Origin of the sequence: Arthrobacter sp. OV608 (assembly GCA_900110595.1) — a bacterium.
Classification (GTDB): Bacteria; Actinomycetota; Actinomycetes; order Actinomycetales; family Micrococcaceae; genus Arthrobacter.
In genome coordinates this window covers 1-11,690 of the sequence record FOEZ01000038.1, presented here as the reverse complement: position 1 = coordinate 11,690, position 11,690 = coordinate 1, and the positions used below count along the sequence as shown (strand labels likewise).

The window sequence follows — 11,690 nt, the reverse complement described above, 5'->3', positions numbered from 1 at the left end:
GGTCTTGGGGTCGGCGTCCCCATCCTCTTCATCGTGCTCTGGCAGATCGTTGCGTCAGCCGGGTTGATCGACCAGAGATTCTTCCCACCGCCGACGAAGGTCGCGGCCGCCGCGGTCGATATGGTTAGCGACGGCACGTTGCAGATTAACGCGTGGGACACCTTGCGACGGATCCTGATCGGCTTCTTCTTCGGAGTCGTCAGCGGAGCGTTCGTTGGCCTCATCATGGGCATGTCCTCGCTGGTTCGGGCAGCGCTGGATCCCATCCTCACTGCCTTGTACATGGTGCCCAAGCTGGCGCTTCTCCCGCTGTTCCTGCTCATCTTCGGGATCGGCGAACTGTCCTTCATCGCGCTGATCACCGTCACTGTGTTCTTCTTCGTGTGGTTGTCGACCATGGCCGCGTTCGTATCGGTCCCCGAGAACTACCGCGAGGTCGCGCGAAGCTTCAACGCGACCCCCTTTCAGAAGTTTCGGCATGTCCTGCTGCCGGCAGCTCTGCCCGACATCTTCGTCTCGCTCCGGCTGTCCATCGGTGTCGCTGTGCTGGTCGTGGTCGGCATCGAGTTCGTCCAGTCGTCCAGCGGGCTCGGATGGATGATCTGGAACTCATGGCAACTCTTCCAAGCGCCGCGCATGTACGTCGGCATCGTGATGGTGGCGGTGATGGGTGTGATACTCACGGCCCTCGTCCGTTGGATCGGCCGAATGGCCATCCCGTGGGCTCGCGATGGCGGGGCGCAGTTGCCCTTCTAGGCAGAAACTCCGGGACAGAATCACGCAGCGGCTCGGGAGACCTGCTTCACGCCACATATCTCTAACTCGGCGTCGCGTCGATGCGCCCGTTCGTTCCACTACAGAAAGCAAGCAGACCAATGAACATACGACACAACGTCCTTCTCCGGACGGTCACGGCCACGGCAGCGGTCGCCTTGGCCCTGACGATGGCCGCCTGCGGAACAAACTCCGCTGGCTCATCGGCCGGCGGCGGGGACGTCGCCAACATCCCGGCAGGAACCGATCCGCACCCTCTGAAGGAGTCCACGAAGGTGACCGTGGCGGTCACGCCCTCCGAGCAGTACATGGCGTTCTGGGTAGGGAAGGAGAAGGGTGAGTTCCAGAAGGAGAACATCGACCTGCAGATCCAGGACACTAATCCTACGCAGCTGCTGCAATCGGTGCTGACTGGGGCGGCGGACGTCACACTCGCAACACCGGCGGGTCTGTTCAACGCAATCGATGGCGGGGGCGATTTGAGGATCGTGTCGGGAGCCTTCGGCCCAGATGAAGGCACCGGTTATTACCTGAGCCCCGCACTGGCGAAGTCGAAGCCCGATTTCGGGCCGTGCGACATGAAGGGCCTGAATGTGACCGTCGCACCCGGGGCAACCATCGGCGCCCATGCGGCACTGCCCATGAGTAACTACCTGGCGAAGTGCAATCTGGGCTTCGACGACGTCAAGCTCGGGACTACGTTCGGCCCGGACTCCCTGGTAGCACTGCAGTCGGGTGCGCTCGACGTAGCTATGGTCTACGGCAGCTTGGGGCCGCAGGCTGCGGCGCTGGGTGCAAAGAAGATCGTTCCGTTCACCAAGGATATGCAGACTCCCTGGGTCTTTGGCCAGAAGTTGCGCAGCAACCCCGAGGCTGCCGCAGCCGTGCTGCGCGCCTTGGTGCGGACGCACCGTACCTACCTGCAAGGCAACTACCACGACAAACCCGAAGTGATGAAGGTTTTGTCGCAGTACTTGAAGTTGCCGGAAGAGACGATCGCGAAGTTCCCCCCAGTTCCGTTCGATCCAGACCTCGCCTTCGATCCCAAGTCGATGGTGGTTGACCTCCAGAACCTCTGGCTTGAGAAGGGTGGCATCCTGTCGTACAAGGAACCCCTGACCGTGGACAAGGTCACGGATCTGTCGTATCTCAAACGCGTTCTCGAGCAGTAGACTGCGCCGCCAGTCCAGAATGGCGGGACGTCCAATGCTGTCGGTCATCTGAACGATCGGCCAATCGTATGCGTGGGAACGCCCGCGTTCCCACGCATACGATTGGCCAGCCCAACACCCGGAAGTTGAGTGAGTACCGCGGGATTCAACTGCACGCGGCCCCCTTCGCCGGACAGCCCGGCGCAGACGCTCTCCGGGATCCTCAGCGGTGGTGCGAGCCGGCTTCACGCCGACACCAACTGACAACACCACCCACACCCCGTTCATCGCCGGCGGCGCCCCCCGCCCTGTAAACGCTGAAAACCCTGTCAAGAAGGGCACTGATTCCCATGATCGAGCACGATTCCTTCTACATCGACGGCGCCTGGCGCGCCGCCAAGTCCGACAAGACCTTCGACGTGATCTCGCCGCGCTCCGAGCAAGTGGTGGGACGCGTCCCTGCGGCGTCCAGGGACGACATCGACGATGCCGTCGCCGCTGCGCGGCGCGCGTTCGACGAGGGCCCGTGGCCTCGTCTGAGCCCTGTCGAGCGAGCTGAGTACCTTCGCCGTATCGCTGCCGGCATCGAGAAGCGACGGCCCGAACTGGTCCCGCTGATCACTGAAGAACTCGGTTGCTCGGTGCTCTTGTCGGAGTTCTACATGACGGCGATGCCGGTGATGAGCTTCAACTACTTCGCGGAGCTGGGGCAAACCTTGGAGCTGGAGGAGGTGCGGGTCAGCGATCTCACACCCTTCACGGCGACCGGACCTGACGGCGGCAAGACCCCCATGGGCGGAAACAGCCTCGTCATCCGTGAGCCTATTGGCGTGGTCGCGTCGTTCCCCGCCTACAATTTTGCCTTCGCAGCGGTCGGGCAGAAGCTGGGTCCGGCGTTGCTGGCAGGGTGCACCGTGGTACTCAAGGTGACTGAGCCCAATCCACTCGCCACCTTCGTCTATGCCGACATCTTCGAAGAAGCGGGGCTGCCCCCGGGGGTGGTCAACATTGTGGCGGCCGGTCCCGAGGAGTCCGCCTATCTGGTCGAGCATCCCGGCGTGGACATGGTTAGCTTCACCGGGTCGGACCAAGTCGGCGCCAAGGTAGCGGCTGCCACAGCCGCCTTGGTCCGGCCGGTCGTCCTAGAGCTCGGCGGCAAGTCCGCGGCGATCGTCCTGGAGGACGCGCGCATGGAGGACGTCATCCCTTTGCTCGTCGGCGCCAGCGTCGGGGCCAACTCCGGGCAGTCGTGCGTCGCACGCTCAAGGTTCATCGTGCCGGCCGCGCAGTACGACGCGTATGCAGATGCCCTCACGAAGGCATTCTCGTCATTGAAGGTAGGTGACCCGATGGAGTCCGACACGGTGGTCGGCCCCCTCGTCACGCAGAAGCACCGGGATCGGGTCGCCTCGATCGTCGAGGAGGCGAAGCGCGAAGGGGCGACCGTCGCGACCGGTGGCAAGCGGCCCGCCGACTTGTCGGTGGGGTGGTACTACGAGCCCACGCTCATCACCGATGCGACCAACGACATGAAGATCTCCCGCGAGGAGACCTTCGGTCCAGTCGCCGTGCTGATCCCGCATGACGGCGAGGAGGATGCGATTCGTATCGCCAACGACAGCCCCTACGGGCTAAGTGGCTCGGTCTTCACGGCTGACGATGCGCACGGCTTCGAGGTGGCACGACGCATTCGGGCGGGGACGTTCTCGGTCAACAGCGTCGCCGCGGATCTGGGGTCGCCCTTCGGCGGCTACGGCAAGTCGGGCCTCGGACGTGAGCATGGACCGACTGCGGTGGATGAATACCTGCACAGTCGCACGATCTCTCTCGATCCAGGCAAGACGCTGCCGGTCAGTATGGCGAGCGGAGTGCGGCGCGGCGATGGCCCCGGCACTGGCACTGGCACTGGCGCTGGCGCTGGCACTGGCGCTGGCGCTGGCACTGGCACACAAGCACTGTAATGGCCTCATTCGAGGCCGCCCTACAAGGAAGTTCAAGGTAGATAAAGAATGAAAATCGGTGTTCTGGGTGCGGGTACGATCGGTTCGACCGTTGCGCGGAAGTTGAGCGCGGCGGGGCACGATGTCAAGGTCGCCAATTCGCGGGGACCGGAGACCATTGACCCGCAGATCCTCGTCTCTGGGGCGCGAGCTGTCGTGGCTGATGAGGCGGTGGAGGATGTCGAGGTGCTGGTCAGCTCGATTCCTCTCAATCGCATGGTGGGGGTTGCCCCGTTGTTGCGTCGTATCTCCGACGACGCGGTGCTGATCGACACATCGAACTACTACCCGGCGCGTGACGGCCGCATCGCCGCCATCGATGACGGACAGGTCGAGAGCGTATGGGTATCCGAGATGCTTGGACGCCCGGTCGCCAAGACGTGGAACGCTATCGGGTCGGGTTCGCTGGCTGCCAAGGGTACGGAGAACGGTAGCCCAGCGCGCATTGCGATCGCGGTGGCTGCCGATCGCGACCGCGACCGTGAGGTTGCCATGGGGCTCGTAAATGATACGGGCTTCGACCCCTTCTACTCAGGTTCGATCACCGACTCCTGGCGGCATCAGCCAGGATCGCCTGCCTACAGTACGAACCTGTCGTACGAGGAGATCGAGGTAGCTCTCGCGTTGGCCGATCGGGACCGTATTCCCAACCGTCGCGATCTGCAGGTCGCCGTCGTGACCGAACGAACCGACAATTTCACACGTCCGGTTCCGAATATGGGCGACTGGCTCGTCCAGCTCAACCGCGCGATCTACATCGGTGTCTACCCGTTCATGAAATAGCGCATCACACGCTGGATAGTCCGGCTCTGGACACCCGACAATGGCATGACTGAGGAGACGACTGTATGAAGACCGGCATCAAGTTCTACAACACCGACGAGACGTATCCTCCACTGGACTTCGCGCGACTCGTCGAGGACAACGGTATCGAGTCGATCTGGTTGCCCGACCACTCGCATGTACCTGCGCAGTCGCGCGTTCGAGAGGAGGACAAGGTCGCCTACGGCGGCACGGCCAGCGGCGCTCAACAACGAAAGTTCGACACGTCGCCAGTCCCCGGTGGACCGCCTCGCGAGTACTACCGCAACTACGATCCGGTGACGACCTTGGCGATGATGGGAGCGGTGACGTCGACCCTCAAGCTGGGGACGGGCATTTGTCTGGTCGTGCAACGAGACCCCATCATCCTGGCGAAGGAGATCGCAACTATCGATCGTCTGACGGAAGGACGGTTCCTTTTCGGAGTCGGCGCAGGCGCTCCGTGGAACTTGGCGGAACTTGAAAATCATGGCGTCAATCCCAAGAGGCGGACAGGCCTCATGCTCGAGCGTCTTGAGGCGATGAAGCAGATCTGGGTCAACGAGCAGGCTGAGTATCACGGGAAGCAAGTCGACTTCGATCCGATATATCAGTGGCCGAAGCCCTTTCAGCAGCCTCATCCGCCGATCTTGATGGGCGGCATGGGTCCGACCGTTCTTGACCGGGCGCTCACTCACGCGGACGGTTGGATTCCCGGTCACTCGGATGACACGTTCGACGGCCTCGGCGACCGCGTCACCGAGCTGCGCGAGCGCGCGGCAGCCGTCGGCAAGACCATGGAGATCACACTAAACCTAGGCCGCCTGGACTACCTCGATCGATACGTCGAGATGGGCCTCGACCGCGTGGTCTACATGGTGTCGGCGGCGGCGAGCGAGAGCGAGACCCGCAAGTTCGTGCGCGAGCTGGGCAAGGTCGCCGAAGAGGTCAAGGGCGCTGTGTCGCCGCAGTCCTAGGTATGTTCGGCTCGCTCTGTCACCACGCGCTTTCTCCGCATCAATGGAAGTGTTTTGAGAAGTCGGCCTTAGTAGTCAATCGAGAGGGTTCATCCGTGGCCATCATCTACAAGTCAGCAGATCTGCGCGTCTCCCCGCAGGCGGCATGGAACATCGTGGAACGCTTCATGCGGGCCGAGATCCGTGTGTTCGGCTTCATCGAGGAGAACCGGATCGACGGTCCCTTGCGCACCGTCGTGTCCAGCGGGTCAGGTCGTGAACAGCCGGAGCTGAACATCACCGTCGATCCCGACCTGATGTACGCGTCCTACACGCTGCTCGAGACTGCTGAGTGGCAAGCCACTCACCACCACGCGTTCATGCGGGTCTTCGACACGGGCGACGGTTACTGCCGATTCGAATGGATCACCGACGTGGCTCCGGACGCCTGGCTTAGTGACGTCCGTCGAAAGTTCATCGACGGACTCTGGGACGACCTACGCAGAGTCCTGGAGACCGGAGAGGAAGCGCCACGGCCCAATGTCCCGGAGGCGCCGAACGCGTGAGCCGCGGATCGCGCGAGGTGCTCCGCCGACGCCACGACGTGGTGGAATCTCCTTCGGCACAGCATCCCGGTGAGCCGCCCAAGGGACTGGCGTCAGCACGCGCATGTGCGTGATGGTCACTCCTGGAGCTTGTGAGCCCTTCCGCCAGACGCTCAGGGCCCGTCGGTATGGTTCCAATCTGCCTCGGGATGTTCCCGCGGCGAGGCTTTAGATCAAGGAGGAAGTGTATGATCGGTTCATCGCCCAGGGTGCTGAACTCGGAATCGCGTCGGGTCGTCGCGGCGGGTGACCTCGGCTATCTCGAGGCGGCCCGCTGGCACGACGGCGCACTGTGGTTTTCGGACATGAGAAGGCGTAAGGTCTGTCGCCTCATGCCGGACGGTCGAGTCGAGGACGTGGCCGACGTTCCTGGAGTGCCGTCGGGCCTGGGGTTCGCTCCGAATGGGTCACCGATGGTCGTCTCTCTCGTCGACGGACGTCTTCTGCAGCTCGGATCGAACGGGCAGGAAGAACTGGCCGACCTCTCGTCTGTGGCTTACCACCCCAACGACATGGCGGTGGATCGAGAAGGCCGTGCCTACATCGGTCCTCAAGGCTATAAATTCGGGAGCCAGCCGATTGGCGTGGGCCTTATCGTCCGTCACCCCGACGGTAGGATCGAGACGGGCGGGGAGGACCTTGTCTTCCCCAATGGCATCACGATCTCGGGCGACGGACGGACTCTCGTTGTCGCGGAGTCGTTCCGCGAGCCGCGTGCGAGGCTCACGGCGTTCGATGTGGCGCCCGATGGTACGCTCGGGCGCCAGCGGGTGTTCGCGGAGTTCGCTGCACCGTCCACTGAGACCGTGGACGGCATCGCCATCGACAGTCAGGGTGCTGTATGGGCGGCATTCCCGTGGATGGGTGAGTTCCGCCGGGTCCGTGAGGGCGGCGAGGTCACCGACGTCATCCGGATCGAGCCGGACCCCGCGTATCCGGACGGTGGCACATTCGCCGTCGACGTGGCCCTAGGGGGAGCGAACATGCGTACCCTTTACATGCTGATCTCGGACACTCGCCCAGAGAGACTCGCCAACGGTTTCGACGCCGTTGGGCGCATTGAGGCGATCGAGGTTGAGGTCGCAGGCGTTCCGGGTTGACGAGCTTCGCAGGCTCCCTGGATCGGTCTCGACTGTGTGAATTCGTTTCCGCAGGGGTTGAAATCGAACTCACATAGCGGCTGGGTTTCAGACCATGTCTCAGTTCACTGCCGACGAAAATCTGGGCCGCAGTGCTCGTCATGTCCGGGGTCCGTGACCAAAAGAGAAGTAGAAAGCATGAACAGATGCAACCTGCGGCGCCGAGCGGTTCGTGCACTCGGCGTGTCGGCGGCGACCGTCCTCGCGCTCACCTGGCCGCGTCTCGGCGACGCTCGATGCTCGATGCTCGAAAAGTGAACAGTTCCGGGCAGCCTGGCTGATATGTGGGAAAGGCTTGTCAAGAGGCATAGATGAGCGGCTCCCAACTGCATTGGGGGGCCGCTCATCAGGGGTGCCGTCCCAGTGGCGGAATTTGCTGGCGAGTCTTGTTTTTCGACTGCAGTGTCAGGCTAATATGCGCGGGTTGGCACCGCATGACGATTATTCGGCCGGGGCGTATCGGTGTCTAGGAACGAGCCTGAACGGTTTGACCGTTTGCTCAAAGCTAGGTCTCGAGTTAGCAACCATCGTGCGGCCACGTCGCGGCCGCCACTGGCCTGGAGTGTACATTTCTGTCAGACCGCGTTCATTCGTTGCCGCTGCCCGTGTTCGCTGTGCTGTAAGGGCGCGGCCAGGCACCAGCACCAGCCGGCCCGTTCCCGCGCGATCGCGGTGTTAGCCGTGACGGAGCGTTTCTTGCGGGCATCAAAGGCTTCCCATTTGCGGTGGAGCCGCTGGTTGCCTTCCAGCGTCTGGATCCGGGCGGCCGGGGCGACGAGGTCCAGTTGCCTTGGTGATCGGTCCCTGGTGCAGGGATAGGCCGGAGGACTGTTCGCTGGGTACCAGGCCGAGTAGGAGCCGATGCTGGCTCCGCTGAACCGGGTCGGGTCCCGATCTCCACGCCGAGTCCGAACCCGGTGGTGACCTGGATGCCACGCAGGCAACATCAACGCTTCGATCACAGGCGTGTATTCAAAGGTCTTGGCAACCTGGGCGACGCGTTGGTCAATGCGCTTGATTTGTTCTGCCAGCAGTTCGGCCTGTTCCACATCGGTCTCAAAGGTGAACTGCAGCACCGGGAAGTCAAAGTGCTGACGGTGCAGCCACGCCCATTTTGTTTCCTCCGGGTAGCGTATCCCGTGCCGGAGCAGGATCGCGTTGACGTGATGGCGGGCGTGAGCGGGGTTCTTCGCTGCCGTGGCCCGCAGCGGGGACAAGTCCCGAAGGTCCTCCTGCTCCCGCGTAGGGACCCGGACCTCGATGACCGACCACGCTGGCCGCGTGAACATCGAGCCCCATAAAAGTATGCTGGTAAACAGCCGGAACCTCCGAAGATGTCAAGCCCCGGGTTTTGATGGAGACTCGCCGTAGAGCCTTTGTAGTTGTACCAATCGGCACATTCGGCGACGGCGACCTCGAGGTGGGTGTCGCCCTCCGCAGCTCGCGGACCTCACGCTGAAGCTACGCGCCGGTCCTGGTCACAGGATCTTTCCGTACATCAATGGCCATCCGCATTGGGCGCTCACGCAGCTCGTTTGCGTTTTCCGTTGTGCTGGCATAGGAACCATCCTTCCGGGCAATCCATGTCTCCATCAAACCCGGTGCTACTCATCCCGCCACTATCCGCGAACAGTTCACCGCGAAGAGCGAACGAAGCCAAGCCACCCAGTGCGCGAAGCTCCGCGCAGACACCTCGCGATTGCTCGATTCGGCACAAGCGGCGAAGCTCACCCTGCCTTCTCTTGCAAAGCGCATTCACGCGCTCGACACCAAGATCGCAGCGCTCGACATTCGGAGTCGCCCCGGTCCCTATCTCATCCGGCAAAACCCACCGGATGAGTCTCCACCGTGGCGGAGACCGGCAGGCAAACCGCGCACTCCACATGATTGCCGTCTGCCGTCTGCCGGCTCCGCTACGACGCACGAACAATCGACTACATGCAACGCCGTCTGGCCGAGGGACTCTCCACCAAGAAGGACATTCTCCGCGGCCTCAAGAGGTTCATCGCCCGCGAAGTCTTCCACGGTCGCAAAGCCGACGTCGGCATCCCTTGACATCTGTAGGACCGTCCCCGTCGATTCACCCACCCCCAACTGGGCGGAGACGATTCGAGAGTCGCACCGGCAGGACCACCACTCATTGGTTCGGCAACCACATGACGATGTCTGGCCACACGATGAGGCCGACGGTGATAAGCACCGTCACGGCGACGAAGGGCATGACACCCTTGTAGACATCATTCAGGGTGACGCGGACACCTTGTGAGATGTCGGGATCTTGTGCCAGACGGTGCACGACGAAGACGAGCATGCCGATCGGGGGGAAGACCATGCCAATCTCACACATGATGACGAGGAAGACACCGAACCAGATCATGTCGACGCCCATGGCCTCGAGAGGTGCCTGGAGGATGGGCACGGTCAGCAGGATCATGGGGAGGGACTCGAGGAACATACCGAGGATAATGTAGGCCACGATCAGCACCAGCAGGAGCTCGACGCGTGAGAGGTTGAGGTCGAGGAGTTCCTTCGTGATCGCCGGAGCCAGTCCGCTAAGCGTCAGCACCCGGGTGATCATCGCCGCGCCGATCAGGATGATGAACAGTCCGGCGATCGAGGTCACGGTCCCAAGCACGGTGTCACGGATGTACACGAGCGTCGACCTGGGTCCACGATTGCCACGACCCAGCATGGCCCAGCTGACGACGAGGGCGATCAGCGCACCCAGCGCCGCAGACTCGGTTGCTGTGACGAGACCGAAAGCCATGCCACCGATGACCGTGACCACCACGAGCCCGAGCGGGATCACTCCGGGGAGACTCGCGGCCCGCGACCTCCACGTGATGTCGTCGCCGGAACGCGGCGCCGCAGACGGCTGGAACGTCGCCCACAGGACGATGGTCACGGTGAACCCGACGGCGAGCAGGATGCCGGGCACGACGCCGGCGAGCAGCTGGGGGCCCACCGGAACGGAGACGACTCCGGCGTAGATGATCATAAGGATGCTGGGCGGGATGATCTGGCCCAGCGTGCCCGCCATGGTGACCGCCCCGGTGGCCAACGACGGCTTGTACCCTCTGGAGAGCATCTCAGGCAGCGACATGCGGGTGAGCGCGAAGGTGATGCCGAGAGTACTTCCGCTGGCGGTGGCGAGAGCGGCGCCGGAGAAGTTTGTAGCCACCGCCAGGCCTCCTGGCATCCAGCTCATCCACTGTCGCGCGGCCGCATAGGCGCGAGCTGTCACGCCGCCCTTCCACATGGCCACGCCCATCAGCACGAAGAGCGGGACGACGTTCAGCGTCCACGACGCGACCGTGTCATAGACGATGGCGCTCGTTGAGGCCGTGGCGACGCGTCCACCGGAAAGACTGAGGAGGCCGACGATCGACGAGCTGATCATGGCAAACCCGATGGGTACGCCGGCCGCGAGCAGCAGGATCATCAGGACCAGGGTGGTGATACCGACGGTGATGCGGTCCAGGTCGGTGAACAGCATGACCGAGCACAACGCCGCGATCCCGGCCAACAGCAGCCACACGGCGATCGAGGGAACTCTGCGGGGCGGGCGAGCCGCAGGGAGGTCAATGACATCGTCGACAACGACTGCCCTGGTGGCGGAGGTGGGTTTAGTCAACGGTCAGCCCTTCGTTGGGGGAGAGTGTGTGCTCGTGGTCAGGTTGGCTTGGCGCCCACAGGAGGCGGTAGAGACGGACGATCGCGCAGAGGACGATGCCGCCGTAGGCCAGGACGAGGCACAGCCGTCCCGGCCACAGCGGCAGCCAGGTCAGAGCATTGGCTGCCTCTCCCAGCAGGCGGGAGTCGTTGAAGCTGATCCAGCACAGCTGGAGGATCCACGCTCCGAGCACCAGAGCCACCATCTCGGCGAACACGGCCAGCAGGCGCTGTGCCTGTGGACTCACGTGCTCGACCAGCAGGGTCACGCGGATGTGTTCGTTGTGGAGTTGTGCGTATCCCATGGCGAGGCATGCAACACCGGGCATCCATGCATAGCTGGCGAGCTCGGTGGTCCCATTGATCGTGACACCGAACAGGCTGCGTGCGGTGACATCGACGAGGATGTTGAACACCATCAAGATGACCAGCAGGCCTACGATCCAGACGAACAGCGTGATGATCCGGTCGATCGCGCGGACCCAGGAAGGATCATGTGCCCGTGCTGTGAGCATGGCTGCGCTGGCTGCGTCCTCGTGGCTCATCGTTCTCTTCCCGGCTGTTTCGGTGTGACTTGGCGACTACTCGGTGG

10 protein-coding genes and 1 pseudogene are annotated in these 11,690 nt (G+C 62.9%); 8 read left to right on the top strand and 3 right to left on the bottom strand.

Annotated features, from left to right (window positions below):
* From BMX78_RS22115 to BMX78_RS22085, 7 genes are all read left to right on the top strand, one after another.
* The coding region (locus tag BMX78_RS22115; RefSeq protein WP_091424653.1) for an ABC transporter permease at positions 1-756 on the top strand (756 nt) is incomplete at its 5' end.
* A gap of 293 nt (positions 757-1,049) precedes the next feature.
* Positions 1,050-1,946 (top strand): ABC transporter substrate-binding protein, encoded by an 897-nt coding sequence (locus BMX78_RS22110; protein WP_170850919.1) that lies wholly within the window; start codon positions 1,050-1,052, stop codon positions 1,944-1,946.
* Between the two features lie 329 nt (positions 1,947-2,275).
* Positions 2,276-3,886, top strand: a complete 1,611-nt coding sequence (locus BMX78_RS22105; protein ID WP_091424647.1) for an aldehyde dehydrogenase family protein — start codon at positions 2,276-2,278, stop codon at positions 3,884-3,886.
* 48 nt (positions 3,887-3,934) lie between these two features.
* Positions 3,935-4,708: an NADPH-dependent F420 reductase gene (locus BMX78_RS22100; protein WP_091424644.1), complete on the top strand. Its 774-nt coding sequence runs from the start codon at positions 3,935-3,937 to the stop codon at positions 4,706-4,708.
* 65 nt (positions 4,709-4,773) lie between these two features.
* The gene (locus BMX78_RS22095; protein WP_091424641.1) at positions 4,774-5,703 is read left to right on the top strand and encodes an LLM class F420-dependent oxidoreductase; all 930 of its coding nucleotides are present in this window, start codon (positions 4,774-4,776) and stop codon (positions 5,701-5,703) included.
* A gap of 95 nt (positions 5,704-5,798) precedes the next feature.
* Positions 5,799-6,248, top strand: a complete 450-nt coding sequence (locus BMX78_RS22090; RefSeq protein ID WP_091424638.1) for an SRPBCC family protein — start codon at positions 5,799-5,801, stop codon at positions 6,246-6,248.
* Positions 6,249-6,475: 227 nt separating this feature from the next.
* Positions 6,476-7,387: an SMP-30/gluconolactonase/LRE family protein gene (locus BMX78_RS22085; RefSeq protein WP_170850918.1), complete on the top strand. Its 912-nt coding sequence runs from the start codon at positions 6,476-6,478 to the stop codon at positions 7,385-7,387.
* Between the two features lie 614 nt (positions 7,388-8,001).
* Here the strand turns inward: BMX78_RS22085 and BMX78_RS22080 are convergent.
* Positions 8,002-8,715, bottom strand: coding sequence for a hypothetical protein (locus tag BMX78_RS22080; RefSeq protein WP_139205075.1), 714 nt, complete (start codon positions 8,713-8,715; stop codon positions 8,002-8,004).
* Positions 8,716-9,219: 504 nt separating this feature from the next.
* Here BMX78_RS22080 and BMX78_RS22075 point away from each other — a divergent pair.
* A pseudogene (locus BMX78_RS22075) lies at positions 9,220-9,481 on the top strand (transposase); the annotation flags it as partial.
* An 82-nt stretch (positions 9,482-9,563) separates the two neighbouring features.
* Here BMX78_RS22075 and BMX78_RS22070 read toward each other — a convergent pair.
* Together BMX78_RS22070 and BMX78_RS22065 are read right to left on the bottom strand one after the other, a co-directional pair.
* On the bottom strand, positions 9,564-11,060 hold the full coding sequence (locus BMX78_RS22070) for a TRAP transporter large permease (protein WP_211482614.1): 1,497 nt from the start codon (positions 11,058-11,060) through the stop codon (positions 9,564-9,566).
* The gene (locus tag BMX78_RS22065) at positions 11,053-11,643 is read right to left on the bottom strand and encodes a TRAP transporter small permease subunit (RefSeq protein ID WP_091424624.1); all 591 of its coding nucleotides are present in this window, start codon (positions 11,641-11,643) and stop codon (positions 11,053-11,055) included. Before BMX78_RS22065 ends, BMX78_RS22070 begins: the two co-directional genes overlap by 8 nt.
* Between the last annotated feature and the right edge of the window lie 47 nt (positions 11,644-11,690).

Coding starts and splice junctions, on each gene's coding strand:
- BMX78_RS22105 (WP_091424647.1), top strand. CDS start 2,276: ATGATCGAGCACGATTCCTTCTACATCGACGGCGCCTGGCGCGCCGCC.
- BMX78_RS22100 (WP_091424644.1), top strand. CDS start 3,935: ATGAAAATCGGTGTTCTGGGTGCGGGTACGATCGGTTCGACCGTTGCG.
- BMX78_RS22095 (WP_091424641.1), top strand. CDS start 4,774: ATGAAGACCGGCATCAAGTTCTACAACACCGACGAGACGTATCCTCCA.
- BMX78_RS22085 (WP_170850918.1), top strand. CDS start 6,476: ATGATCGGTTCATCGCCCAGGGTGCTGAACTCGGAATCGCGTCGGGTC.
- BMX78_RS22080 (WP_139205075.1), bottom strand. CDS start 8,715: ATGTTCACGCGGCCAGCGTGGTCGGTCATCGAGGTCCGGGTCCCTACG.
- BMX78_RS22065 (WP_091424624.1), bottom strand. CDS start 11,643: ATGAGCCACGAGGACGCAGCCAGCGCAGCCATGCTCACAGCACGGGCA.